Origin of the sequence: Levilactobacillus zymae (genome assembly GCF_032190635.1) — a bacterium.
Taxonomy (GTDB): Bacteria; Bacillota; Bacilli; order Lactobacillales; family Lactobacillaceae; genus Levilactobacillus; species Levilactobacillus zymae_A.
On sequence record NZ_JAVLAS010000001.1, the window covers coordinates 2,188,123 to 2,212,336 of the forward strand.

Consider the following 24,214-nt stretch of genomic DNA (forward strand, 5'->3'; position numbering starts at 1 on the left):
TGTGATCTTCCCTTCCCGCATAAATAAGTACCCATATTGTACCCCATTTGCGTTAAAATTTAAGGATAGACGTGAAGGGAGTTGACACCGATGGCTCAAGATCCAAAAAAGTCGAATGATTATTATCGTCCTGGTCCCGTTGTTCACCCTAAGAAGTATAGTTCATCCGGCGGTCTCGCCGACTGGGGGCCCCTGTTAAAGTGGTTTGGCGATAGTTTTCGTCACCTCTGGCGGAAGGTAAAAAAGTGAAAATGCCCGTTGTATTTTTCATTCTTTCGTGCTAAAGTAAGCAGTATTCCAAACAAACTATAATTGTAATTGCCTATATAATGCCATGATAAGGTTGGCGAGTTTCTACCTAGAACCGTAAATTCTAGACTATAAGCAAATTGAGGCCCCCGAACTCTTTTTGCCGATGAAAAGAGTTCATCGGCTGAGTTTTCAAGACGCTCTTTTTGCAAAGAGGGTCTTTTTTGTTTTCATTAAAGTCCCCGCCTTGTCAGTAGTCAGTTACCGTAAGGAGGAAGATTTTTTTGCAATCCGCAAAGTCCGCAACACCAGCACGAACACCCCAATCGACTAAAAACCCGAACAAAGGGCAATCCTTGTCCACGTGGCAAGCCGCCATCCTTGGGTTTCAGCACCTCTTAGCCATGTATTCCGGTGACGTCCTGGTTCCCCTGTTAATTGGGGGCGCGTTACACTTTAACGCCGTTCAGATGGCTTACCTGATCAGCGCGGACATTTTTATGTGTGGGATTGCCACTCTCCTACAACTCAAGCGCACCCGACTGACCGGGATTGCGCTCCCCGTGGTCCTAGGATGTGCGGTCCAAGCCGTGACCCCTTTGACCGCCATCGGGAAAAGCTACGGGATTGGCACCATGTACGGGGCCATCATCGGGGCCGGGATCTTCGTGTTCCTGAGTGCCGGGTGGTTCTCGAAGATTAAGCACCTCTTCCCGCCCGTAGTGACCGGATCGTTGATCACCATCATCGGGTTCACCCTGATTCCCGTGGGTTTCCAAGACCTCGGGGGTGGCGACGTAACCGCGAAGAACTTCGGCGATTTGAAATTCTTAGCCGTGGGCTTCTTCACCATCGCCGTAATCTTAGGTCTCAATGCCTTTGCCAAGGGCTTTCTTAAGTCCCTATCCATCCTGTTAGGCATCTTACTGGGAACCGTCGTGGCGAGTTGGCTGGGGATGGTCTCCTTAAGCCCCGTGGGCCAGGCTAGTTGGTTCCACCTGCCCCAATTCTTCTACTTCGGGACGCCCAAGTTCGAGTGGTCGTCGATTCTAACCATGATTCTGGTGTCGCTGACCACCATGGTCGAGTCCACCGGGGTCTTCTTCGCCTTAGGTGAAATCACCGGCCGGAAGATCGAAGAAGCCGACCTCAAGCGTGGTTACCGTGCCGAAGGGATCGCCGTAATCTTGGGAGGGTTGTTCAACACCTTCCCGTATTCGACCTTCTCCGAAAACGTCGGGGTCGTCCAACTCTCCGGCGTCAAGACTCGCAAGCCGATTTATTTCTCGGCAGCCTTCCTATTACTCTTAGGTCTGTTGCCCAAAGTCGGCGCGTTGGCCACGGTCATTCCCGCCCCCGTCTTGGGTGGCGCCATGATCGTGATGTTCGGCATGGTTGGGGTCCAGGGTATCCGGATGCTCCAACAGGTGAACTTCAAGGATAACAACAACCTGCTGGTTTCCGCGATTTCCATCGGCTTAGGGTTAGGCGTGACCGTCTACCCCCAAATCTTCCAAGACCTGCCTCAAGCCATTCAGATCATCGTCAACAACGGGGTGGTCATCGGCAGTTTCTCCGCGGTCATCTTAAACGTCATCTTCAACATGCGGCCGAGTCGCGTCCCGCACCCTGCCCAAGCGCAGGTCAACAGCGACGCGCAACCCAAACACTAACCATCACTTAAGGGAGTCGTTAGCCAAACCTTGCTGGCTAACGGCTTTTTTCTGTTCCCCAACTCACGTATAATAGGACTACGAGTCGCGGCGTCTTGCCCGGCTTCCCTCACTGAACGGCGGTGCGTGTTCGCCGCGTTCAACTTCTAAATCAAGGGAGTTCCGCCATGTTAAGTATTCAACACATTCGTAAACGCTTCGACGACGTGCTGGCGTTAAACGACGTCAGTTTCGACGTGGCCAACGGGCAGATTCTCGGCCTGATTGGTCAAAATGGGGCCGGCAAATCGACCACCTTTCACAGTATCCTGAACTTCATCACCTATGACGGCCAGATTACCTGGCAGGGGCACGCCTTCACCCCCCAAGACTTCAACCACATCGGCTACCTCCCCGAGGAACGCAGCCTGATGACCAAGCTGACCATCGAACAACAAATCGTCTACTTGGCCCGCTTGAAAGGGCAAAAGGCCCGCGACATTCGACCCCAGATCGACGATTGGTTAACGCGCTTTGCCGTCAAGGGCACGCGCAAGAGTAAGATTGGCGCACTGTCCAAGGGGAACCAGCAAAAGGTCCAGTTGATCTGCACCCTGATTCACCGTCCCGACCTCTTGATCCTCGACGAGCCCTTCAGTGGCCTGGACCCGGTCAATGCCGACCTGTTGAAACGCGCCATCCTCGATGCCAAGCAACGCGGCGCGGCCATCATCTTCTCCAGTCACGACATGGAAAACGTCACGGAACTTTGCGACCAGCTGGTGATGCTGCGCACCGGTAACGTGGTCCTCCATGGCACCTTGCAGGACGTTCGTAACCAGTTCGGCAAGACCGAATTGTTCGTGACCACCGACTGGTCGACCGACCGTTTGGCCGCCCTGCCCGGTGTGGCCAGCGTCACGGTCCGACAACCGGGGCAATACCGCCTGCACCTGACCGCTGCGCAGGCCGGTCCCGCCATTTTCCAAGAACTGACCCAGGGCCACTACATCGAGGAGTTCAACCAACAACCGCCGACACTCGACGAGATTTTCCGCTTGAAAGTGGGTGAAACCCATGCTTAAAACCTGGATTGTCACCTGTGAGACCTATCTGCGTCAGGTCAAGTCCTGGAGTTTCTTCTTCATGGTCTTAGGCCCGTTTCTGATGCTGGGACTGACCGTGGGAATCACCTACGTCAGCAGCCGCAGTAACGCCAGCAGCCAAAACATCGCGGTCATCGCCGAAACGCCGGCGCTCCGGCAAAACTTTATCGCCGAGAACCCCTCGAACATCGATCAGCAAATCACCACGGTGACCGCCGCCAAAAAGGCCCTGCACCAAAATCACCTGGCCGGCTACCTGGTTTTGCGCCAGACCGACCACCAACTACGCGCCGACTACCATGGGCCCAAAGCCCTAGGCAAGGGACTCAAGGCCCAGGTCCAAAACTACCTGGCCCAGACCCAGCAGGTCACCAATTATCAACAGGCCAAGTTAACGGCCAAGCAACAACGGCTGCTCCAACGCACGCCCAAGCTGACCCAGCACATCGCGGCCAGCACCGGGACGGCTAACCTGGCCAAGACCATTTCGTTTTGGCTGATTGTCACCATGATCTACATCATCCTGGTGACCTACGCCTCGATCACCGCCCAGGAAATTGCCTCCGATAAGGGCACCAAGATCATGGAGATCATCTTTTCCAGCACCACCGCGGTCAGTTACTTCGTGGGTAAGATTTGTGGGATCTTGCTGGTAATTCTCACCCAGATTGCCATTTATCTCCTGGGTGGTTGGGCCATCTACAGTTGGGCGCTGAGTCGCCCGCATTTGCACGCGATGTGGACCCAGTACCACGCCCTGGTCACGGCGATCCTGCACAACCTCTTGAACCTCAACCTGCTGTACCTCTTGGTCGGCGTGGTGCTGTTCACCCTAGTCGCCGCCTACAGTGGGGCCGTGGTCGCCAAAGCCGAGGACGCCTCCAAGGCCGCCCAACCGGTGGTCATGCTGGGAATGGTCGGCTTCTTCGCCACCTTCCCCTTCCAGAACAACCTGGACGCCCTGCCGGTCAAAATCATGTCCTACGTGCCATTTCTGTCGTCGTACTTCATGCCGATGCGAATCATCAACGGCACCGTCAGTCTGGGCACCCAGTGGCTCTCGCTGGGGTTAGCCCTCTTGACGGTGGCCGCGCTGGCCGGATACATCGGCCGCAAATACCAACACCTGATGCTGCAGACCGATAGTCATAGTATCTGGCAACATCTCTTCCAGCGTCATTAGAAAGGAGTCTTGACATGGCGGAAAAAGAACGTTATTACCAACCGTCAAACGTGACGGACGCCCTGACCGAAGTCCAAAAATTATTTAACAGTTACCGCAACGCCCCGTTCACCCAGGAACTCCTGGACTATCACCGTAAGTTGATCGACCGTCTGACCGGTGATCTCCAGGACGCCGCGCGCGCCGAACACCGCGACGATTTGGTCGCGGCCGCGCAAAGCATGGCCCGCGCGATGCAGGGCTGGATTCAAATTCGCTATAGCGGCCAACCGTACGCCGGCCGCCTGCGGCATTTCAAATTCGTTCCCGACGCCACCGGCCCTAAATTCAAGCGCCACGTGGTCAAGGATCACGGCAGCGGGACGCACCGCAGTAGCCGTCACTAATTACTAAAATGGCCCTCAAACCAGGTAAGCCCTACTGGTTTGACGGCCATTTTTTATCTGAGAGCAAAATAAAAACTGCTAGCTATTTCAGCTAACAGTTTCATCGCCCTGCCGAGCATGTTTTTTTATTCTGCAAAAGGTAATCAAATGATTACTTTTTATACTTACCCATTGAAACAACCAAAATCATGAATGCTGTAATAGCAGTGTTTTCACCACTTATCTCTACCCCTAGATACACAAAAATGGATCCTACCGGATTTGAACCGACGACCTCCTGCATGCGAAGCAGGCGCTCTCCCAACTGAGCTAAGGACCCAAAAACTTACGTGTTTAATTATAGCACTTTCCACCAAAAAGTTAATCGGTAATCTTAATTTTAGGCAAACGCTACCAGCATTATTTATCAACCATATTTATACTTTAGAATAAACATTCCACCCCATTGATTATCTAGTTTTTAACGTCTATACTCAAGTTATTCCGAGGAGATGGTGTAAATGAAAAAAATTAGTCACCCAACGACTAAAAATATCTATTTTTGGGCGCTTATCAGTGCATTCGGCTTAGTCTTAATGAACATTGCTGCTACCATGGACGTCACGGCTCCGTTTAAATCTGCTTCTCTGCTTCTCTTGCTCGTCGTTTTAGGTTACGGCTTAATCAAGACCCTCTGTGGTATTATTTTCAATGGCCTCTACGCCGATGGCGGGGTATTATCCGTTCTGCTACTTGAAGTTTGCTTCTTCGGCCTGTGTCTCTCGGCCGCGTTACTATAATCAATGGACTACTTAGCTCACCAACGTCGATTGTTGGTGAGCCTTATTTGACTTTCAAGTTAATCTTGACCCATCTCTCTAATTAATTATTCCTCTGCCCAACGCTGTAGCAACGCCTTTAACTTAAGCCATTAACATCTTGACACACTAACACCAATTTTGTTACTCTGACCGCTAGTAATCTTTGATTTCGAGTTAATTCCTTAGGATTTTTCACACATTGTTGTAATATATATTATAAGTACAAAAATATATTGCGATAAATTATGTCATTCTACTGGTATTAAATGGCATTCACATAACAATAGAACAACCAGCGGTGATAGAGATATTTAACTGTTAACTTAACGGCTAGCAGTCTTTATTTTTCACATAGATACTCTCCCCTACACCCCAACAGCTAACCATCTTTCCTATTCAGGGGATGGTTTTTAATTTACGCTCAGCAGCGTTACACTACTTGTGTATCATACATATCTTAGGGGGTAACTACATGAACAAGTTAACACACAAATACGCCATTGCTCTCATGCTGATTGGGGTAGTAGCAGGAATTGGCCTTACCGCGGGGACAACGGCAAGCGCTATGAGTAAGAGTCAAGAAGCCCGGTTAGCTAGTTATGCCAAGCTTGACCAAAAGACGACTGAGACTAGTCAAAAGATCGACCGTGAATTCGACAAAGTGGGAATGCGCAACCTGACCAAGTTAACTCGCCACAATATGAGTAGTAGTGTAGTTAAGCCCTTTGAACCCGATGTGTTTACAATCGGCAACAAGTTAACCGTTGGCAATCAGAACCGAACTCATGGCGTTACACTTGGTAAGCATTCGGTGGTCATTGGTAACATAAATACCTGGGGCGTTGCCAACGTTAAGACAACGACGCTCTCCAAGAAAAATCAGAAAAAGGTTTTCCGCACCATTGGCTCTAAATGGCAATCGGCAGTGTCGATGACCAAACTAAGCCAGTCGGCGCAAACCGCATTTTTAACTAAGCACACTTCCAAGACAGCGTTTGCTTACGGTGCCTACTCTAACTTGCCAGACCTTTACCAGAAAAACGCACAATCTTATTTTGATCAGGATAAAAACAACAATGGTTTTATAACGGTCACGGCAGACAATTATCTCAATTACTATCACAACTACGCCACTAAAATGGGAACGCCAAATTATACGAAACTTTCGCAATCGATTAAAATCAAAAAGTTTACCCGGGGCAAATCCGTTTACACCTATTACCTAGCAAAACCCTTGAAAGATTTCGGCACCAAGAAAGTTAACCTAGCTGGGAAAAAGATGTATCGGCTCAAGATGTCGCTGGGACACGTTTTCCAAGCTTACGATAATACCAATGGTGACGCTGGAACCTTCCGCATCACGGTCAACGTCGGTAGTAAACAATTCTACGCCAACCTTGGTAACATTGCGGAATCCTATGCCTATTCCCTACAGGGTAGCCAGGATGGGCAATCTGCATTCGATGAACAAAAAGCTAAGACCTATATTCAGGGACTACAATAGCTATTTCAAACAGGTCACCCCCACCGGGTGGCCTGTTTATTCGCTCACAAGCTCAATCCTACTCCATGGTTGCTTCCACAGGCACGTACCCTTTGTTCTTGAGAGCCTGTAAATAATACTTGTTATAGAGACTAAACATCACCACGTTGACCATCAATCCCGCCACCAGACTCCGGGGCAGCAACACCACTTGCGTTACCAACATACTGATACCCCACGGCCAGTCGCGGCGAATCAGCGGGACCAGGCAACCGAAAAATAGAGCGGTCCAACTCACGCCCATTTTACATTGCTTCACCTCCCCGGTCTGGGGCTGACACATCTTGATCATCACCGTGCTCACTCCCTTTGCCTTTAGTTTAACTCGCCCAATTTTGCGAATGAGTTTTAAATTACCCTTCACTCCCATTATTCTTAAATTATCTTATTCAAAATGTTAATTTAACGTTTAATAAACCTGTTTTTTGTGCAACAATAACTATAATCAAACATTTGGAGGATAGATTAATTATGCAAAAATCTCGTGTTTTACGGCTCTTTGTCAAATCCTGTTGATAGATGAATTTGGGACACTGTTAGAAGTTATGCAACTTCTAACAGTGTCTTTTTGTTTGGTTTGGTTCTCATTTGTTGTAATTTAACTCTTGAAACTAAGTGGTGATAATTTCGGAAACCGAAGGCAGTTCTTTGAATTTGCTTAATCATTCTATTGATCCCTTCAATTGGACCATTAGAATACTTTGATTCACTGGCATTGAGGACTATTTCAAGATTCTTTTTAAATGTGGTTAAAACATCTTTCATTTGCGAGCTAAGCTTATCGTTGTTATATAAATATTGAACAAGACCATCTTTGTCGTGATTTTTAAGACATATCATAATGCCTTGCATGGCGTTATAAGTATTTAACAGTCTTTCATCAACATCTAGACCTAACTGAACTCTTTCGAGTTGAGTTACTTGTTTCCTAAGGTGTCGATCGAAAAATGTTTTTTTAATCTCAAGCTCATCGAAGTGTTTTAAATAAAGTTTCCAGGAGAATTTAAGCATCCGATATTCCTTGGATTGTTTCTTGTATTCTTTCATAATTTGAACGCGACTTTGGTTAAAAGATCTAGTCATCATCGCAACAATATGAAAACGATCGACAATTATTTTGGCATTTGGAAATACCAATCTGGCGATATCTTGATAGTAACTATTAAGGTCCAGAGAAACTGTCTTTACTTGCTTTCTAGCGGTGCTGTCAAACTTATTAAAGTAATCAATAATAGTTTGTTTAAAGCGATCCGGTAGGATCTGTTGAATTTCATGATCACCATCACCGTTAATACAAAGAAAGTGGAAATCGCCGCCAACACCACGAAATTCATCCATAGATAAGTGCTCAGGTAAAGAATGATAATTTCTCCGAAATAGATCATCATAGTTGTCTAAATAGCGACAAACGGTACTGGGAGAAACACTATTATCTAAAGCAATACTAGTCTGAGTACGATCATCCTGAAGATGCATGAATATTTTTTGTCTGGTAGCTTTGGAAATATTACAATACTTATTGACGAGGTCTGTTGTTGCCATTACCGAGTTTCCACAATTTTTACAGATTAATCGTTCTTTATGAAGTTCAAGATAGACGGGCTCACTAGCGTTGGCCGACGGATATGAAACGCGTGACACATAGTGTCCGTTATGACTAAAGTTTTCAAAACCACATTGAGGACACCTTGTATAAGTGGCTTTTACATTGGCAACATAGACTTTAGCAGGTTTTGATTTTATGAATTGATGCTTATAACTGAAAAAAATAACATTTGGGTCTTTAATACTGAGTGAAAATTTTATATTATTATCTATAGGGTTCATGGTTTCTCACATCCTTTGATGATGCTGTAGTGGGTGGATTTTTTTGTGTGTGGGGACCTGTGGGCCTCTTTTTTTTTCAAAAAAATCCTGTTAATAGATTACCACATTGGTAGTTCATCAACAGGAAAAAGTATAGAGCCTGTTTTACTGGCAACCACTTTACTCACCACGTCGGTGGGTCTGGGTATTTTGGCCAACAATCAACCGACAACCGCTCAAGCTAAAGTACGAGCCGCTAAGGTATTAAAGACAACGGCCATTAAAAAGCAGGCCTATAACATTAACGGCGGTTACCTGTACAAGAATGCCAAGTTGACCAAGAAGGCAACTAGCAGTCGGCACTTACTCAAAACGACGCTCTATACATACAAGTCGGCTAACGTCAAAAAGACTAATGGTAAAAAAGCCATCTATTACTATGTCAAAAATAAGTCCGGTTCCGTGAAGGGATGGGCTTGGCGGGGTAACCTGCAAAAGAAACGTTCCTACGCACAACAAAAGAAGGATATCAAGGCAGTTCTAAGCATTGTGCGGACAATGTCCCAAGACTCTCAAAACGACTTACTCGGTGATTTTTCGGATATCACCCCACAACATGCCTACAACGGGCTCAGTGATATCGTTTCTTGGTCAACGAATAATAACCGCACAACAGCCGATCATGCCGCCGCTGGTAAATTCTACAAACACTTCCAAGGCCGCTTCAATTCCATCACAAATTCTAAACTAGCTGCCATTTATGGCAGTTACGTCGATGCGATGAATTCCTCAAATGACCAGGATGCTTACGAGGCTTCTAATAACCTCTTTGATGCCCTGGCTGATGCCATTTCTTCGCTCGGTTAAATCCATTAGCATCCCCCCAGTTTCACACTTAGATTGCTGCTGGTCAAAAGACTGGCCGCTCTCCCATCCGGGAAAGCGGCCAGTCTTTTTAATTACAGGTCTTCATGACGCTTATCTTTTAGTTGTTCCTTGGCTAACGCCAGAATCTCCGGCTTCAACCCAATCCGTTCGGCCAGCCACATGGCTTCACTGGCCCCGACCTGATTCAGCAACAGGCGGTATTCCGGCCGCAACGTTTGGCGGTCGAAGGCCATCGCTCCGGTCACAAAGTGGGGTTGGGCCACCGCATAGTTCTTGATGCCCGTGTAGTGAGTCGTGACCACCAGCTTGGCGCCTTGGTCAATCAGGTATTGGATGATGGCGATGCCTAGCGCCGTCCCCTCTTCCGGGTCGGTCCCACTGCCGATTTCATCGAGTAAAATCAGCGCGTTAGGCCGCAAATCGTTGGTGATATTCACCAGCGTGGTCATTTCCCCCGAGAAGGTACTCAGCTGGGCCGCCATGTTCTGTTGGTCCCCGATGTCGATCATGACTTGGTCAAAGACGGCCAGGTTGGTGCCCTCGTCGGCCGGAATCTCCAGCCCGAGCTTGACCATCATCGAGAATAACGCGATGGTTTTCAGCACCACCGTCTTCCCACCGGAGTTGGCCCCGGTGATCATCAGGCTTTGGTCGGCCGTCAGCGTCACGTTCAACGGGACCGCCTTTTCACCCAATAACGGGTGGCGCCCATTGACGATGTGCAGCGCCTGTTGCCCGTTTAGCTTCGGCAAGATAGCCTGATGTTCCAGGCCGTACTGCCCCCGGGCGAAGATCTGGTCGAGTTGACTCAATAAGTCGATCTGCTTTTCCAGATCCGCCCAGTGTTCCTCGATGTCGCCGGTCATGGTGGCCAAAATCTGGTACACCTCGGCGTCTTCCGCGCCTAACGTGGCGGCGAGCGCCAAACCGGTCTTGGTGACCGTTCCCGGTTCGAAATAGACCGTGGAGCCGGTGGCCGATTGGCCCATGACCGTCCCCTTGAATTTGTGCTTGTAGGTCGCCTTCAGCTGCACACAGTAGTGACCGTCGCGACGAATCAGCTGCTTGCCCTGCATCTCGTGGGAGTGTTTGGCCGTGAATTGGCTGAGCTGTTGTTGAATCTGGCGAGACTGTTTGTCCTTATCCTTGCGCAGTTGGGCCAACTCGGGGGTTGCGTTGTCGCGAATCCCGTTGAGGTCCAGCACATCGTCTAACCGGTCGCGGAGGCCGGTCAGTGGCGGCTGCTTGGCCAATAACGCCATCAGTTGCGGAATCTCGGTGGTGTGTTGGCGCAAAACGATGCTGAGTCGTTGCCAGTTAACCAGCGCCGCCAAAACGGCCTTCAATTGGTCGACCGTCAGCAAGCGTCCCTGGTCCAACTTGGTGTGGATCACCGTGAGTTGGTCCAGGTCAAAGAACGTCAGCATCACGTCTTGACTCAACAGCTGGTGGGCCTCGTGGGTCAACGCCAGTTCGCGCCGAACCGCGCTAAGGTCGGTCTGGACCGGCGTTTGACGGAGTTGGTCGGCGGCGTAATCGCTGTGGGTCAGTTGCGCAGCCGCGTCTAAAATCGTATCTAGTTGTAGTGTTTCTTCAATTGTTTTATCCATAGTTCTCCTTGATGGTACCCGACAATGGAGAACGAAGTCTGTCCATTGTCGCGCCCTAGTTCAGTTGGGACAGCGTCAGACCGTTGACCGCACTCATTAACGTCACTCCTTTTGACTCGAATAGTCCCAGAATAGCATGTTCCTGGCGGTGATTCAAATGGCGTTAAAAACGGCCCCCGCAAAATCACAATGATTTTTCGAGAGCCGTTTACCAGCTAGGCTGTCGCCCCCAGCCGGTACTCACAAAATTCTTGATAGTCGGTTTGGACCTGGTCGGCGTACAGCCAAGCAAACGTCGCCAGCTGATTGTCGAAGGTCTTGCCGTTGTTGCCCACGTAGCCGCGGATCATCCCCGCCGTGGGACTGGCCGCGTGTGCCATGGCCAGCGTCCAGGCGCAGGTGTTGGCGTAGGTCCGGAATTGGTCCCAATCGAGTTGCGTGAGGTCCACCGATTCCTTCATATCCCGGAACTGTCGGACGTAGAAGCTCCGCTCGTTGCCGGCGAAGTACCCCAAGAAGACATCGGACGCCGACTGGAGAATCTTCTGGGAATCCACGATCCGTTGGCCTTCGGTTTGTTCGAATTCGGCCGTGATGTGAGTTCCCTGTTGGCTCCCACGGCGCCGCGTCGGCAAGGCTTCTTTGACCTGCAAGACCAGGTGCGAGCCGTCGATACTGGTCAAGAGAATCAAGTAACAACGCGACCCGAAACTCCCGACCCCGACGCTGTGCCGAACCACGTCGGTAATGTGGTACTGCGACAATAATAGGTTCACGTCCGGGCGCAGCGTCTGACGGTAAGCCGCGAAGTAGTCCGCCACGTGGGTGGTAAAGTCATCGTCGACGTGCGTGGTCCGCGGCGCGTTTTCCCGGAAACACAGGCCACCCCGAACGTCCAGCGTGGTGAATTTGCGGACAACTTGTTCGGAGTCGTGCTTGTTGGCGTGGTTGATCAGGTTCATCAGCAGTTTGGAACTATCCTCATCCAATGCACTGGCCTGAATAATCTTTTCCACGTCGTTAGCCGGGTAGAACCGGTTCAGCGTGGTTAACTCAAACATCTGCTTAATGCTCTTACGGTAGCTGGCCACCACCGCCGGCAGGAAGTCGCGAATCTTCTTGTCCTTGACGCCGTTAGCCTGCGCCGCTAACAAGACGCTGACCAGCAGGCGTTTCAAATCCCACTCCCAGGGATTGATCCCCGCCTCGTCGAAGTCGTTCAGGTCAAACAACAAGCGGCGTTCCGGTGACGCATAGAACCCAAAATTCCCGATGTGCGCGTCCCCACAGGTAAACGTCAGAATGCCCGAGTTGGGCTGTTGTGCCAGGTCGGCTTCCATCAATTCGGCGGTCCCCCGGAAAAAGGAAAACGCCGAGACCCCCATGCGTTGCGTCCGTTCCGGTAAGAGTTCCGGAATCAATAGTTGGCGTACCCGGTCCATCATGACCCGACTATCGCGTCCCGTGGGGGTAAATTCCCCGAGGCGTTCGAACGGCACCTGATTGCGCGCCGCCTTGCCCATCTCGCGGAGCTCCGCGACGGTTTTGTTGACCTGCACCTTACCGGTACTAAATTTTGCTGGCGTCATGACGCCACCTCCCAATGTTCGTTACTTTTTATTCTACCGCAGTGACTAGAGAACGCACTGAAAAAGGACTCACCACTTGGTTTAACGCCCTTTCATCAGCACCACTAAAAAAACTGGACCACCTCTATCATCGAGATGATCCAGTTTAAGACTATCCAATCAACTAATTTTCTAAGCTTGGCTGCACCTGTCCCAGCAGGTCGTTGATTCGGTCTTGCTTGACCGGGTCGCTAATGGCCGAGTCCTTCAACAGCGCTAGGACCTGGTTACCCACCAACAAAAGATTGTCGTTGGCCGGGTCACTATTTCCCAGAAACGAGATCTTCAAGAAAATATCCAAGGTTTTGACGCTGTCCGGTTCGTCGGCCACCGCCGCTTGGACTAGCTTCTGTAACACCAGCCGGAGGTTCCGTTGCTGGTGTTTTTTAGCCTTATAGGCCGTATAGTACGGGAGAAACAGCGCCACCACGACCGCTAAAATTTCGGCAATCGCCGCAACCCATTCCGAGATTGGTCCGATTTCCATCATGAGTGCCCCCTGTCTCCATTTCCGTTTGGCAGGGGTCATTATACGCGCAGAAGCTGCCGGGTGACCGGAATCAACGCCTACTTAAGTCGAACACCGAACAAGCTCAACACCGTGGCGGCCTGCAAGGCGTTCAAGACCAATCCGCGCAGGTATTTCGCTTCGGGAGTCACCTCAAGCTGGTCAAAGGTGCTGGTGGCTAAGTCCACGCCGGCTAACGGACTTTCCCAGAAGCTGGCCTGGTCGAGGTCACACTGAGTGGCCACGAAGCCCCGTTTAAAGGTCACATCCCGAAAATAGGCTTCGCGCAGACTCGTGGTTTGGGCGGCGCAGACCGTCAGCTGCGCCCCACTCCAGTTGGCGTAGTCCGCGCGGCAATCGGTCAATTGAACGGTCTTCCAGACACCATTACTGAAGTTGGTCCCCAGGAGGTTACAGCCCTGAAACCGGCAACGATAGAGCACCGCTTGGTTCCAGTCCTGATTGGCCAGGTTTAGGTTCTGAAAGGTACAGTCGAGCCACTCGCTCTGACTCCAGGTACCCGTCAACGTACAGTTTTCAAGGGTCACGTCACTCACCTTACTGGGCAAGCTGGGTGCCGTAATCGTGCATTCCTGGTAGGTTTCGTAGGGGTCAAGTTGCGTCGCGGTTAGCGTTTGTTGGTGAATCATCTTAGCCATCTCCTGTCTGTTAAGACCGAGTATACCCGCGTTTAGTCCCGCCTGCCTGAGAAAATTCTCAGCGGCTGGTGAGGCAGTGATGACCGGGAATCGCACTGAACTTGCCGAAAATCACGCAGCAAGCGCCTCAGCCGCCCCTCAGCGCTAAAATTCTCATGAAAATTTTAGGCAAGGTTGTTAGACCGGGAATCGTCTTGCGGTGTTACGCTCCTTGGGGCCACCGCTTGAAAGACGGTCTGAATCTGTTGGAGCGCCCGGATGACCGTCGTAATTTGCTCGGGTGACGCCGCTCCCAATAAACGAATCACCTGCTGGTCGGCCCGGTAGTTCAACGTTTCAACAACGGTCTGCCCGGCAGCGGTTAGCGATAAAACCCGCCCCCGCCGGTCCGTGGCCAACGGCATCCCCCGCAACCATCCCTGCCGCTCTAACTTTTTCAAGGTTCGGCGCAACGGGACCCGGTCGACCTGCAAAGTAGTTTGCAACTGGGCCGCTCGGACCACCCCACGTTGAACCACCAGCAGTACCCGCCCCTCGAACAAGGTGCAGCCGCTTGGGGCGTGAGGCGGAGTCAGCCACTGCCAGTGTTGCGTGTAAAATCGGTTGAACGCCCGTATCAATTGAATATCGCTGGTTTGCATCCCACAACCTCCTAAAGGGTCTTTACGCCCTAGCGTAAAAGGTTGATCAGCCCCCGTCAACGTTAACCGAATCACGGTGCGCCCGCCGATTAAATCTGCGTCCACTAAAAACTGCGGACCGTTGCTTAACCCGCAGTTGGCTGCTAACGCACACGATTATTCACGAAACCGCCGGCCGAGAATATCCAAGCTGCGCAACTGGCCGTCCATCACGGCCACGTCGGGTAGGTGCCCCCAGGTGCTGAACCCGTTCTTGCGAAAAAGACCCTGACTAGGCTGATTATGACTAAAGATGTAGGCTACGATGGTCTTTATCCCCAGCGTTTTCAGCTGACCGAACACGAAGTCCAACGCCTGTTGCCCGAGCCCTTGATGATGAGAGGTGCTGGCGATGTAAAGGCTGATTTCAGCGGTCTGGTAGTAGGCGGGGCGCCCGTAAAACGATTCTAGACTGACCCACCCGGCAATGGCCGAGTCTTGCGTGAACACCCAGATGGGCCGACTGGCCGGGTCAAACGCGGCAAACCACGCTTGCCGGTCCGCCACACTCACGGGCGTCAAATCGGCGGTAGCTAACCGTCCGGGAATACTTTCATTATAAATGGCCACGATGCGGGGGAGATCCGCAGGGGTCGCTAAGCGAAACTTGATGGTCATAGTGGTTAACACTTCCTTTTGGAGCTTAATTATAGGCCAACGCCCAACCTTGTGCCACGTCACATTGTCATGTCAACTCCGCGATAACCAGGGCGTCACCAGGTCGTAACGCGTGCGTCTTAGTCACGTTTTCAGAAATTGCACCTTTCGTTATTTTCAGCTATCCATTTTCAGAAAAACCCGCTATAATCAGATGAACTGTCAGGACTAACCTCACTGACGGTGCACTTAATTAAGGGAGGTTTGACATGACTCAACCCATTATTGAACTGCGACACGTCACTCAAAAATATGCGTCGCAAACCATCTTGAACGACATCAATCTCACCCTAGAATCGGGAAAATTTTACACCTTACTCGGACCGTCCGGCTGCGGTAAGACCACTATTTTACGCACCATCGGCGGCTTCAACCAGATTACGTCGGGGGACGTCTTATTCGCCGGCAAGCGGATCAATGACCTGCCGGCTAACCGCCGCAACGTCAACACGGTCTTCCAAGATTACGCGCTATTCCCCAACATGACCGTGGCCGAAAACGTGGCCTTCGGACTGACCTTAAAAAAGCGCCCTGTCGACGAAATCGCCGACCGGGTCGCCCAAGCCCTTAAAATGGTCCAACTCAGCGACTTCGGGTCCCGCGACATCACCGCGTTATCTGGGGGCCAACAGCAGCGCATCGCCATCGCCCGGGCCATCGTGATGCAACCCAAAGTGTTGCTCCTCGACGAACCGCTCTCGGCACTCGACGCCAAGCTACGTCGGGCCATGCAATACGAGCTGCGCGACCTGCAGCAACGCCTGGGGATCACCTTTTTATTCGTAACCCACGATCAAGAAGAGGCCCTCGCCATGAGCGACGAGATCTTCGTGATGAATCACGGTGAAGTCCTGCAAAGTGGCTCGCCCGTCGATATTTACGACGAACCGATCAACCACTTTGTCGCCGACTTTATCGGGGAAAGTAACATCTTACCCGGTAAGATGGTCGCTGACTACCGGGTCAGCTTCGACGGTCACGAATTCGACTGTGTCGACGCCGGGATTCCCGACCACGAACCCATCGAAATCGTCCTGCGTCCCGAGGACCTCACCCTGACCGACCTGGCCCACGCCAAGCTACGTGTGACCATCGACACCCAGCTCTTCCGGGGGGACTATTACGAAATCAGTGCTACCGACGACCGCGGCCACGACTGGCTGATTCACTCGGTCCGACCTGCCCAAGACGGCGCGCGGGTCGGCCTGACCTTTCAGGCCGACGACCTGCACGTGATGCGGCTGCACGAGAAGGAAGCCGAGTTCGACGCCCGCCTCGAAACCTATGAAGGGACGGAAAACCATGACCAAGCGTAATTTCTGGGGCTACTTCGTCCCTTACGGCCTGTGGTTGGGCCTATTCGTCATCGCGCCCGTTGCCTTGATTGTTTACCAATCCTGCTTTAACCTGGACCACCAGTTCACGTTCACCAACTACGCTGACTATTTTCAATCCGGGGTGTACCTCAAGATGACGCTCAACTCCGTGTGGTACGCGTTCTTGATCACCCTGTTCACCGGTCTGATCAGCTATCCGACCGCTTACGCGTTGCATCAGCTGAAGCACCGTCAATTCTGGTTGCTCCTGGTGATTTTACCGACCTGGATCAACATTTTATTGAAGGCCTACGCGTTCATTGGTCTCTTTAGTCAGGACGGGTTGGCCAACACCTTTCTGCGCTTCATCGGCGTGGGACCGCACCAGTTGCTATTCACCAACGCTAGCTTCATCTTCGTAGCGACCTACATCCAGATTCCGTTCATGATCCTGCCGATCTACAACGCGCTCGTCGATCTGAACCCGGCGTTGGTCAACGCCAGTCGCGACCTGGGTGCCACCCACTGGCAGACCTTCCGCCACGTGATTTTTCCGTTGACGTTACCGGGCGTCAAAGCCGGTATCCAGGCCGTTTTCATCCCCTCGCTATCCCTCTTCATGTTGACCCGCCTGATTGGCGGCAACAAGGTGATCACCCTGGGGACTGCCATCGAGGAACACTTCCTGACCACCATGAACTGGGGGATGGGCTCGACGATTGGCGTGGTCCTCATCGTGGCCATGATCATCGTGATGCAGCTGACCAACGACCACACTAAGGGGGCGGAAAAATGAAAAAACTTTCTCGTCTGTACCTGATTCTGGTCTTCGTCATCCTCTACGTGCCCATCATTTACTTGATCGTGTATTCCTTTAGCCAGGGCGATACCATGACCAACTACCACGGCTTCACCTGGCAACACTACCGCGACCTATTCGCCGATCCACGGATGCTGGCCATCGTGGCCGACACCCTACTGGTGGCTTTACTCTCGGCGTTGATTGCCACGGCCGTTGGTACCCTGGGGGCCCTGAGCATTCAGCGGACGTCCAAGCGGGTCACCCGCGACGTGTTGCTCAGTCTCAACAACATCTTGATGGTGTCCCCCGACGTCATCATCGGGGCCAGCTTTTTAATCTTCTTCACCACCTTGAAAATGCCCCTGGGTTTTGGCTCGGTCCTCCTGAGTCACATTGCCTTCGAGATTCCCATCGTGGTGCTGATGGTCCTGCCCCGGTTACGCGAAATGTCGCCCAGTTTGCTGAGTGCCGCCGAAGACCTAGGCGCCACCACCCATCAGCTGCTGACCAAGATCATCCTGCCGTTCATCACACCGGGAATCCTGGCCGGCTTCTTCATGGCCCTGACTTACTCGTTAGACGACTTCGCCGTGACCTTCTTCGTTACCGGAAACGGCTTCTCCACCCTGTCCGTGGAAATCTACTCGCGGGCCCGTCAAGGCATCAACCTGGAAATCAACGCGTTGTCTGGCGTGATGCTGCTGTTCTCCCTGCTGCTGGTCGGCGGTTACTACCTGCTACAGCAGAATAGTCGCAAACGCCGCGCGCGTAAACAGCGTAATCGGGAGGTGGCCCAATGAAACGTTTGATTAGTCTGGTGGCCCTGCTACTGCTGGTTTGTGGGGGCTTAGCTTACGCCAGTACCCAACTCCAGAAATCCAGCGGCGCCGCCAGTGGCAAGGTACTGAACCTCTACAACTGGGGAGACTACCTCGACCCGGCTCTGCTCAAAAAATTCCAGGCCGAGACCGGTTACCACGTCAACGTCGAAACCTTCGACAGCAACGAGGCCATGTACACCAAGCTCAAACAGGGCGGCACCCATTACGACCTGGCGGTGCCCAGCGAATACATGGTCAGCAAGCTCAAAGCCGCCCACCTGCTTCAACCCCTGGATCACAGCAGGTTGACCGGGATGCAGAACTACGATTCGCGCTTCTTGAACCAATCGTTCGATCGGGGCAACCGCTACTCGCTCCCCTACTTCTGGGGGACGCTGGGTATCGTGTACAACGACCGGTTCGTCAAGCCCGGGACGTTGACCCACTGGTCGCAACTCTGGTCACCCAAGTACCGCGACCAACTGATGCTGATCGATTCGGCCCGCGACATCTTGGGGATGGCCCTGGTCGAACAGGGGCATTCGATGAACACCACCAACCCGCAGACGCTCCTCGCCGCCACCAAGCGGCTGGACCAGTTAAGTCCTAACGTCAAGGCCGTGGTGGCCGACGAGATCAAGATGTACATGAGCCAAGACGAGGCCGCCGTGGCGGTGGATTGGTCCGGAGAAGCCGCCGAAATGCTCGCCCACAACCAGCACTTGCATTACGTGGTTCCCAGCGAGGGCAGTAACCTATGGATCGACAACCTGGTGATTCCCAAGACCGCCCAACACTACCAAGCCATCTACGCCTTTCTCAACTTCATGAGTCGCCCCCAAAATGCGGCGCAAAACGCCGAGTACATCGGTTACGCGACGCCGAACGCCAAGGCTAAGGCCCTGTTACCGGCCAGCGTTCGCAACGACCGGCAATTCTATCCGGACGACAAAACGCTACGCCACTTGCAGGTCTACCGTAATTTGGCACCACGCGTGGTTCAAACGTATAACGACCGCTACTTGGAATTTAAGATGCACCATTAGCCGCTAAAAAGGCCCCCGAACCAGCAGGAAATCTCCTGCGGCCTGGGGGCCTTTAATGCGCCAACCACCGTTAACTTAACCAAAACTACCCGACACATAGTCCTGGGTGACTTGAATCTTGGGCGTACTGAACATGGTGGCGGTCGGGGCGTATTCCATCACGTGGCCCAAATGGAAGAAGGCACACTGACTACTGATCCGAGCCGCCTGCTGCATGTTGTGCGTCACGATGATAATCGTGTATTTCTTCTGCAGTTCCAGTAAGGTCTCTTCGACCTTGACCGTGGAAATCGGGTCCAGGGCACTGCAGGGTTCGTCCAGTAGCAGGACGTCCGGTTCCATGGCAATCGACCGGGCGATGCACAGCCGTTGTTGCTGCCCCCCGGATAACGCCAGCGCACTCTTATCCAGGGTGTCCTTGACCTCGTCCCACAACGCCACCCCCTTAAGGCTTTGTTCTACGCGTTGGTTGAGTACCCTTTTGTCCTTGATGCCGGTAGCCCGCAACGCGTAAATGATGTTTTCACGAATCGACTTGGCAAACGGATTCGGCCGTTGGAACACCATGCCGATGTGGCGCCGAATCTCGTAAATGTTGACGTCCGGCTGATTGATGTCCACCCCGTGATACCAAATTTTACCGGTCACGGTGGCGATGGTGTCGTTCATCCGGTTCAACGACCGTAAATAGGTCGATTTCCCGGACCCCGACGCCCCAATCAACGCGGTGATCTGGTTCTTAGGAAACGCCAGGTTGGCGTCGTGCATGGCGTGGTTACTGCCATAGTAAACTTGTAGATCTTCGGTTTTTAAGGCCAGTGCGACGTGATCATCGAACGTCTGCACGGCCGTTTGGTCAAAGGAATAATCTTTTAACATGAGCGGACCTCCTTACTTGCTAGCCGTGACGCGCCGGTAGAGGTAATTCCCCAGGACCCGGGCGAACAGGTTGAACAACAGCACGGCAATAATCAAGACCGCCGAAGCCGCCGCGGAAAGCTGCGCCGCGTTCGAAGCCAGCCCTTCCGTGTTGACTTTCCAGATGTGCACGGCCAGCGTTTCGGCCGGTCGCAGGGGGTTCAACGGACTGGCTGCATCCATCGGGTTCCAGTCCGCAAAGTTGGTCACGGGCGCACTTTGGCCCGCGGTGTAAATCAGCGCGGCGGCTTCCCCAAAGACCCGCCCGGCACTTAAGACAACCCCGGTAACGATGCCGGGTAAGGCGACCGGTAAAATAATCCCAATTTCCGTTTTCCATTTCGACAAGCCCAACGAGAGCCCGGCTTCCCGTTGACTGCGGGGCACCGCACTCAGGGACTCTTCGATGTTTCTGGTCAATAATGGCAGGTTAAAGAACGTCAAGGCGATGGCCCCGGAAATCACCGAGAAACCAATCTTGAACTTCACCACGAACAGCAAGAAGCCAAACAAGCCGACCACCACGGAAGGTAGCGAACTGAGGACTTCGATGGCGGAACGAATCAACCGCGTGCGCCAGTTGTCCTTGGCGTATTCGGCCAAGTAGATCCCGGCGCCCAGCGAAATGGGAATCGAAATTAACATGGTCAGAATCAACAAATAAAACGAATTGAAGAGTTGGACCCCAATGCCCCCGGCCCCACTAAAGGAGTCGGCGGACCCGGTCAGAAACGACCAGCTCACGTGGGGTAATCCCGAAATCAGGATGTAGGCCAGCAAGAAAACTAAGATGCCGACCACCGTTGCCACAATGGCGTCGATGATAATCGTCGCCAATAAGTCTTTTCGTTTAGCGTTCATGGCTAAGTTGCCCCCTCTTGGCAATGACCCGCACTAAGGCGTTAAAGAACAATGACATCAATAATAAAATTAAAGCTAGCGACCACAGGGCATTATTGGGCAAAGTCCCATCAATCGTGTCCCCAATCCCCGTCGTCAGTTGACTGGTCAGCGTCGAAGCTGGCGAAATCAGGTTTTTCGGCATCACGGCCGCATTCCCAATCACCATTTGGACGGCTAAGGCTTCCCCAAAAGCCCGGGCCATCCCGAAAATAATGGCGGTCAGGATACCTGGCGTCGCCGCTCGAAGAATCACCCGCGAAACGGTCTGCCACCGCGTCGCCCCTAAGGCTAACGAGGCTTCCTTATAAAAGCGCGGCACGGCCCGTAAGCTATCGACCGTCATCGTGGTGATCGTGGGTAGCACCATCACGAACAGTACGAAGGTTGCGGAGATGATCCCAAACCCGGAACCACCAACCAGGTGCCGCATGAACGGCACTACCACGGCCAATCCGATAAACCCGTAGACCACGGACGGAATCCCGACCAGTAGTTCAATCACGGGCTGGAGGACCTTACGTCCCCGTTTCGGGGAAATTTCGGTCATGAAGATGGCCGTCCCCACCGCAAACGGCGTTGCCACGATAGCTGCGGCAAAAGTCACCGCAAACGATCCCAAAATCATGGGCAATGCGCCGTTCTTCCCTTGATCCGGTGCCCAGTTCGTCCCGGTCAAGAATTGACCAATGTTAACGTGGTTTTGCGTAAACGTCGCAATCCCTTTCGAGGTAATGAACCACAGCATCGAGGCGACCACCAAGATGATGACCCCAATACATAGGTAACTAATCCCCCGACCGAGCCAGTCCTCACGGGTGGCACGGGTCGCGTGATGCAACTGTTGCGCCCAGTCTTTCGGCTGGGTGTCTTCCTGTTTAAAGCCTGAACTTGTTTGCTCCATGAGCTAACTTCCCCCTTAAAAAAGGTGAAGGTGCCGTATAACCGCGCACCTTCACCCAAACGTTCAACTTAACCCCGGTTACTTAGACGTCACAACGCCCTTCGCATCCTTCGTCACTTGCATGTCGTGAATGCTGATGTAACCCATATCCTTAACGAGACTGTTCTGAACGTCCTTAGACGTCATGTACTTCAGGAAGGCCGCCGTGGTTGCGTTAGGCGTGCCCTTAGTGTACATGTGTTCATAGGACCAGATCTTCCACTTGTTGTTTTCCACGTTGTTATCCGTTGGGGCGATGTTATCGACCGAAACGGCTTGTAACTTGTTGGTGTAGTAAGAGAAGGCTAAGTAACTCACGGCCCCTGGCGTCGTGGCCACAATCTTTTGCACCGCACCGTTGGAGTCTTGTTCTTGGGACTTCACGGCCGTTGCGCCCTTCAAAACAGCATTTTCAAAGGTTGCTCGGGTCCCGGAACCTTGGGCCCGGTTGATGATGACGATCTTTTGATCCTTCCCGCCAACCATCTTCCAGTTGGTAATCTTACCCGTAAAGATTTGCTTTAATTGCGACATCTTCAGGTTCTTCACGCCGGCATCCTTGTTGACCACCGGACCCATGCCGACAACGGCCACCTTGTGGTCGGTCAACTTGCTAGCGTCAATCCCCTTCTTTTCTTCGGCGAAGATATCAGAATCCCCAAGCGAAACCGCACCAGATTGAACTTGGCTCAGCCCGGTCCCTGAACCGCCGCCTTGAACCGTCAAGTTAACCTTACTGTGCTTTGACGTAAAGTTAGCGCCAGCCTTAGCTGCTAAGGGTTGTAGCGCCGTCGAGCCCACTGCCGTTACCTTACCAGAAAGTTCTGCACTACTAGACTTACTACTGCTAGTTGAACTGGTGGCTTTCCCACAACCTGCCAATAATAAGGTGATCGTGGCAAACCCCATTGCTAACTTTGTTCCTTTATTCATCCCTGTCACTCCATGTCTTTTAATATAGTCGATACGTCAACTTCGTAAGTTAGGCAACGAACTCTGTGACGCCTCCCCTTAACTTACAAAGCCCATTCTAAGCGACTAATATATAGTAATTGTCGCAATCATGTAAATTTTGAGTAAATGTTGGGCGGTTTACTATAAATCCCTTTATATCAAGGGTTAGCGGTCCATCAATCGAACCATTTATCCATTAATTAATGGGGGGGGCAGTGGCCCGCACAACCGCTCGAAAGGTCGGCCGACCACTCCGGTTTACTTTGGTGACCACCATTAACCCACCAGAACAATTGCGTCTCTTCTCTAAAATGGCTAGAATTGACCTAAGAGGTGATCTGAAGTGGCAAAGAAAAATGATACAAAAGCACGTCACGATATTATCGTTGATATGAACGACTTTCTCATGGACTATGCCGCCGTTAAGCTGGGCCGGCAGCCGAACTTAGCGCAACAAGTAGCCCAGGCCGGTCAGCCAGATTTGAAAGGGCTCGATGAGCTGTTCAAGGATAACGGCATTGGGCGCCGGACCAAGTACGAAGAAATTGCGACCGGCTTTCTGTGGGACAAAGAAGACGTCAACGCCGTCAAAGAAACTGACGCGATGAAACAAGAAAGTGCCGCTTTAACCCAAGAAGCCATCGTTTATCTGGGCGCTCACGCTCAAGACTTTGATCGCTGGGAAGAAGCTTAACTCAAAAACCCAAACTAAACGGTGTTTAGCTGGTAAGCCTTAACGTAAAAAAGATCACCATTCCAAATTCCGGAATAGTGATCTTTTTTACGTTAAGCGCAACTAACGGTCCCTGGGTGCCCGTGTCAGCGTCGTGTCCGGTTCCCCATCTCGGCTACTGCCAATCCCATAAATCAGCTTTCATCTTAGTCCCGATAATCTTAGTCAAAAAATCGATAAATTGATCCGGCATGTACTGGCTCGCGTCAAAGTGAGTTGCCGTTCCATCCACGCTGGTAATCACCATGCCCTGGTGCGTCAACTTAAGGCCGTACTTGGGGCCGACGACCTGACAGAGCCGTTCCATCTGCTTTTCGTTCATCCCATCGCCTCCTCCATTGAGGATAGCGAACCCACTGAGTAGCGTCAAGCGCCCCCCACGAACGTGCGTTCAAACCCGGTACAAAATATGGTATGATTAGGCCC

At 52.0% G+C, this 24,214-nt stretch carries 25 protein-coding genes, 1 tRNA gene and 1 riboswitch; of the genes, 12 read left to right on the forward strand and 14 right to left on the reverse strand.

Annotated features, from left to right (window positions below):
- Positions 1-302 precede the first annotated feature (302 nt).
- Positions 303-401: riboswitch (purine riboswitch) on the forward strand.
- A 204-nt stretch (positions 402-605) separates the two neighbouring features.
- From RI501_RS10450 to RI501_RS10465, 4 genes are all read left to right on the forward strand, one after another.
- The gene (locus RI501_RS10450; RefSeq protein WP_313823221.1) at positions 606-1,922 is read left to right on the forward strand and encodes a nucleobase:cation symporter-2 family protein; all 1,317 of its coding nucleotides are present in this window, start codon (positions 606-608) and stop codon (positions 1,920-1,922) included.
- 167 nt (positions 1,923-2,089) lie between these two features.
- Positions 2,090-2,986 carry an ABC transporter ATP-binding protein gene (locus tag RI501_RS10455; RefSeq protein WP_313822359.1) on the forward strand — a complete coding sequence of 299 codons (897 nt, stop codon included), beginning with the start codon at positions 2,090-2,092 and terminating at the stop codon, positions 2,984-2,986.
- Positions 2,979-4,190 carry an ABC transporter permease gene (locus tag RI501_RS10460; RefSeq protein ID WP_313822361.1) on the forward strand — a complete coding sequence of 404 codons (1,212 nt, stop codon included), beginning with the start codon at positions 2,979-2,981 and terminating at the stop codon, positions 4,188-4,190. Before RI501_RS10455 ends, RI501_RS10460 begins: the two co-directional genes overlap by 8 nt.
- A 14-nt stretch (positions 4,191-4,204) precedes the next feature.
- Positions 4,205-4,576 carry a hypothetical protein gene (locus RI501_RS10465; protein ID WP_313822363.1) on the forward strand — a complete coding sequence of 124 codons (372 nt, stop codon included), beginning with the start codon at positions 4,205-4,207 and terminating at the stop codon, positions 4,574-4,576.
- 246 nt (positions 4,577-4,822) lie between these two features.
- Here RI501_RS10465 and RI501_RS10470 read toward each other — a convergent pair.
- Positions 4,823-4,895, reverse strand: a tRNA-Ala gene (locus RI501_RS10470).
- Between the two features lie 181 nt (positions 4,896-5,076).
- Between RI501_RS10470 and RI501_RS10475 the strand changes: the two genes are divergently transcribed.
- Together RI501_RS10475 and RI501_RS10480 are read left to right on the forward strand one after the other, a co-directional pair.
- Entirely contained in the window at positions 5,077-5,355 is a 279-nt protein-coding gene (locus RI501_RS10475) for a hypothetical protein (protein ID WP_313822365.1), read from the forward strand.
- A gap of 493 nt (positions 5,356-5,848) precedes the next feature.
- Entirely contained in the window at positions 5,849-6,880 is a 1,032-nt protein-coding gene (locus RI501_RS10480) for a hypothetical protein (RefSeq protein WP_313822367.1), read from the forward strand.
- A 58-nt stretch (positions 6,881-6,938) separates the two neighbouring features.
- Here the strand turns inward: RI501_RS10480 and RI501_RS10485 are convergent, their stop codons facing one another.
- Both RI501_RS10485 and RI501_RS10490 read right to left on the reverse strand, forming a co-directional pair.
- On the reverse strand, positions 6,939-7,214 hold the full coding sequence (locus RI501_RS10485; RefSeq protein WP_313822369.1) for a DUF2628 domain-containing protein: 276 nt from the start codon (positions 7,212-7,214) through the stop codon (positions 6,939-6,941).
- A 248-nt stretch (positions 7,215-7,462) separates the two neighbouring features.
- Positions 7,463-8,746: an ISL3 family transposase gene (locus RI501_RS10490; RefSeq protein ID WP_010620868.1), complete on the reverse strand. Its 1,284-nt coding sequence runs from the start codon at positions 8,744-8,746 to the stop codon at positions 7,463-7,465.
- A 189-nt stretch (positions 8,747-8,935) separates the two neighbouring features.
- On the opposite strand from RI501_RS10490, the gene RI501_RS10495 reads away from it, so the two are divergent.
- Positions 8,936-9,592 (forward strand): hypothetical protein, encoded by a 657-nt coding sequence (locus RI501_RS10495; RefSeq protein ID WP_313822374.1) that lies wholly within the window; start codon positions 8,936-8,938, stop codon positions 9,590-9,592.
- Positions 9,593-9,684: 92 nt separating this feature from the next.
- Here the strand turns inward: RI501_RS10495 and RI501_RS10500 are convergent, their stop codons facing one another.
- The 6 genes from RI501_RS10500 to RI501_RS10525 form a co-directional block, all read right to left on the reverse strand.
- The gene (locus tag RI501_RS10500; protein ID WP_313822376.1) at positions 9,685-11,223 is read right to left on the reverse strand and encodes an endonuclease MutS2; all 1,539 of its coding nucleotides are present in this window, start codon (positions 11,221-11,223) and stop codon (positions 9,685-9,687) included.
- Between the two features lie 215 nt (positions 11,224-11,438).
- On the reverse strand, positions 11,439-12,812 hold the full coding sequence (locus tag RI501_RS10505; protein WP_313822377.1) for a DUF2252 domain-containing protein: 1,374 nt from the start codon (positions 12,810-12,812) through the stop codon (positions 11,439-11,441).
- 163 nt (positions 12,813-12,975) lie between these two features.
- Positions 12,976-13,338 (reverse strand): hypothetical protein, encoded by a 363-nt coding sequence (locus RI501_RS10510; RefSeq protein WP_313822379.1) that lies wholly within the window; start codon positions 13,336-13,338, stop codon positions 12,976-12,978.
- A gap of 80 nt (positions 13,339-13,418) precedes the next feature.
- Positions 13,419-14,009 carry a pentapeptide repeat-containing protein gene (locus RI501_RS10515; RefSeq protein ID WP_313822381.1) on the reverse strand — a complete coding sequence of 197 codons (591 nt, stop codon included), beginning with the start codon at positions 14,007-14,009 and terminating at the stop codon, positions 13,419-13,421.
- A 173-nt stretch (positions 14,010-14,182) separates the two neighbouring features.
- Positions 14,183-14,659: a MarR family winged helix-turn-helix transcriptional regulator gene (locus RI501_RS10520; RefSeq protein ID WP_313822383.1), complete on the reverse strand. Its 477-nt coding sequence runs from the start codon at positions 14,657-14,659 to the stop codon at positions 14,183-14,185.
- Between the two features lie 156 nt (positions 14,660-14,815).
- Entirely contained in the window at positions 14,816-15,316 is a 501-nt protein-coding gene (locus tag RI501_RS10525) for a GNAT family N-acetyltransferase (protein ID WP_313822385.1), read from the reverse strand.
- Positions 15,317-15,564: 248 nt separating this feature from the next.
- Between RI501_RS10525 and RI501_RS10530 the strand changes: the two genes are divergently transcribed.
- From RI501_RS10530 to RI501_RS10545, 4 genes are read left to right on the forward strand one after another with little or no spacing between them, the layout of a single operon-like run.
- Positions 15,565-16,671 (forward strand): ABC transporter ATP-binding protein, encoded by a 1,107-nt coding sequence (locus RI501_RS10530; RefSeq protein ID WP_313822387.1) that lies wholly within the window; start codon positions 15,565-15,567, stop codon positions 16,669-16,671.
- Positions 16,658-17,467, forward strand: a complete 810-nt coding sequence (locus tag RI501_RS10535; protein WP_396442524.1) for an ABC transporter permease — start codon at positions 16,658-16,660, stop codon at positions 17,465-17,467. Before RI501_RS10530 ends, RI501_RS10535 begins: the two co-directional genes overlap by 14 nt.
- On the forward strand, positions 17,464-18,273 hold the full coding sequence (locus tag RI501_RS10540; RefSeq protein ID WP_313822391.1) for an ABC transporter permease: 810 nt from the start codon (positions 17,464-17,466) through the stop codon (positions 18,271-18,273). The genes RI501_RS10535 and RI501_RS10540 overlap by 4 nt, the downstream gene beginning before the upstream one ends.
- Positions 18,270-19,340, forward strand: coding sequence for an ABC transporter substrate-binding protein (locus tag RI501_RS10545; protein ID WP_313822393.1), 1,071 nt, complete (start codon positions 18,270-18,272; stop codon positions 19,338-19,340). The genes RI501_RS10540 and RI501_RS10545 overlap by 4 nt, the downstream gene beginning before the upstream one ends.
- 75 nt (positions 19,341-19,415) lie before the next feature.
- Here the strand turns inward: RI501_RS10545 and pstB are convergent, their stop codons facing one another.
- The 4 genes from pstB to RI501_RS10565 all read right to left on the reverse strand — a co-directional run bounded on the left by pstB (position 19,416) and on the right by RI501_RS10565 (position 23,034).
- Positions 19,416-20,219, reverse strand: a complete 804-nt coding sequence (pstB, locus tag RI501_RS10550) for a phosphate ABC transporter ATP-binding protein PstB (RefSeq protein ID WP_313822395.1) — start codon at positions 20,217-20,219, stop codon at positions 19,416-19,418.
- Positions 20,220-20,231: 12 nt separating this feature from the next.
- Entirely contained in the window at positions 20,232-21,119 is an 888-nt protein-coding gene (pstA, locus tag RI501_RS10555; RefSeq protein ID WP_057732695.1) for a phosphate ABC transporter permease PstA, read from the reverse strand.
- Positions 21,109-22,062, reverse strand: coding sequence for a phosphate ABC transporter permease subunit PstC (pstC, locus tag RI501_RS10560; protein WP_313822398.1), 954 nt, complete (start codon positions 22,060-22,062; stop codon positions 21,109-21,111). The genes pstA and pstC overlap by 11 nt, the downstream gene beginning before the upstream one ends.
- Positions 22,063-22,140: 78 nt before the next feature.
- Entirely contained in the window at positions 22,141-23,034 is an 894-nt protein-coding gene (locus RI501_RS10565; protein WP_313822400.1) for a phosphate ABC transporter substrate-binding protein PstS family protein, read from the reverse strand.
- 364 nt (positions 23,035-23,398) lie between these two features.
- Here RI501_RS10565 and RI501_RS10570 point away from each other — a divergent pair, with 364 nt between their 5' ends.
- The gene (locus tag RI501_RS10570; protein WP_313822402.1) at positions 23,399-23,749 is read left to right on the forward strand and encodes a hypothetical protein; all 351 of its coding nucleotides are present in this window, start codon (positions 23,399-23,401) and stop codon (positions 23,747-23,749) included.
- Between the two features lie 154 nt (positions 23,750-23,903).
- On the opposite strand, the gene RI501_RS10575 is transcribed toward RI501_RS10570, so the two are convergent.
- Positions 23,904-24,110 carry a hypothetical protein gene (locus tag RI501_RS10575; RefSeq protein ID WP_313822404.1) on the reverse strand — a complete coding sequence of 69 codons (207 nt, stop codon included), beginning with the start codon at positions 24,108-24,110 and terminating at the stop codon, positions 23,904-23,906.
- Positions 24,111-24,214: the final 104 nt, after the last annotated feature.

Bases quoted from the DNA above. Each gene is read 5' to 3' on its own strand.
- RI501_RS10455 (WP_313822359.1), top strand. From the start codon at position 2,090: ATGTTAAGTATTCAACACATTCGTAAACGCTTCGACGACGTGCTGGCG.
- RI501_RS10460 (WP_313822361.1), top strand. From the start codon at position 2,979: ATGCTTAAAACCTGGATTGTCACCTGTGAGACCTATCTGCGTCAGGTC.
- RI501_RS10465 (WP_313822363.1), top strand. From the start codon at position 4,205: ATGGCGGAAAAAGAACGTTATTACCAACCGTCAAACGTGACGGACGCC.
- RI501_RS10475 (WP_313822365.1), top strand. From the start codon at position 5,077: ATGAAAAAAATTAGTCACCCAACGACTAAAAATATCTATTTTTGGGCG.
- RI501_RS10480 (WP_313822367.1), top strand. From the start codon at position 5,849: ATGAACAAGTTAACACACAAATACGCCATTGCTCTCATGCTGATTGGG.
- RI501_RS10490 (WP_010620868.1), bottom strand. From the start codon at position 8,746: ATGAACCCTATAGATAATAATATAAAATTTTCACTCAGTATTAAAGAC.
- RI501_RS10500 (WP_313822376.1), bottom strand. From the start codon at position 11,223: ATGGATAAAACAATTGAAGAAACACTACAACTAGATACGATTTTAGAC.
- RI501_RS10505 (WP_313822377.1), bottom strand. From the start codon at position 12,812: ATGACGCCAGCAAAATTTAGTACCGGTAAGGTGCAGGTCAACAAAACC.
- RI501_RS10510 (WP_313822379.1), bottom strand. From the start codon at position 13,338: ATGGAAATCGGACCAATCTCGGAATGGGTTGCGGCGATTGCCGAAATT.
- RI501_RS10515 (WP_313822381.1), bottom strand. From the start codon at position 14,009: ATGATTCACCAACAAACGCTAACCGCGACGCAACTTGACCCCTACGAA.
- RI501_RS10520 (WP_313822383.1), bottom strand. From the start codon at position 14,659: ATGCAAACCAGCGATATTCAATTGATACGGGCGTTCAACCGATTTTAC.
- RI501_RS10525 (WP_313822385.1), bottom strand. From the start codon at position 15,316: ATGACCATCAAGTTTCGCTTAGCGACCCCTGCGGATCTCCCCCGCATC.
- RI501_RS10530 (WP_313822387.1), top strand. From the start codon at position 15,565: ATGACTCAACCCATTATTGAACTGCGACACGTCACTCAAAAATATGCG.
- RI501_RS10535 (WP_396442524.1), top strand. From the start codon at position 16,658: ATGACCAAGCGTAATTTCTGGGGCTACTTCGTCCCTTACGGCCTGTGG.
- RI501_RS10540 (WP_313822391.1), top strand. From the start codon at position 17,464: ATGAAAAAACTTTCTCGTCTGTACCTGATTCTGGTCTTCGTCATCCTC.
- RI501_RS10545 (WP_313822393.1), top strand. From the start codon at position 18,270: ATGAAACGTTTGATTAGTCTGGTGGCCCTGCTACTGCTGGTTTGTGGG.
- pstB (WP_313822395.1), bottom strand. From the start codon at position 20,219: ATGTTAAAAGATTATTCCTTTGACCAAACGGCCGTGCAGACGTTCGAT.
- pstA (WP_057732695.1), bottom strand. From the start codon at position 21,119: ATGAACGCTAAACGAAAAGACTTATTGGCGACGATTATCATCGACGCC.
- pstC (WP_313822398.1), bottom strand. From the start codon at position 22,062: ATGGAGCAAACAAGTTCAGGCTTTAAACAGGAAGACACCCAGCCGAAA.
- RI501_RS10565 (WP_313822400.1), bottom strand. From the start codon at position 23,034: ATGAATAAAGGAACAAAGTTAGCAATGGGGTTTGCCACGATCACCTTA.
- RI501_RS10575 (WP_313822404.1), bottom strand. From the start codon at position 24,110: ATGAACGAAAAGCAGATGGAACGGCTCTGTCAGGTCGTCGGCCCCAAG.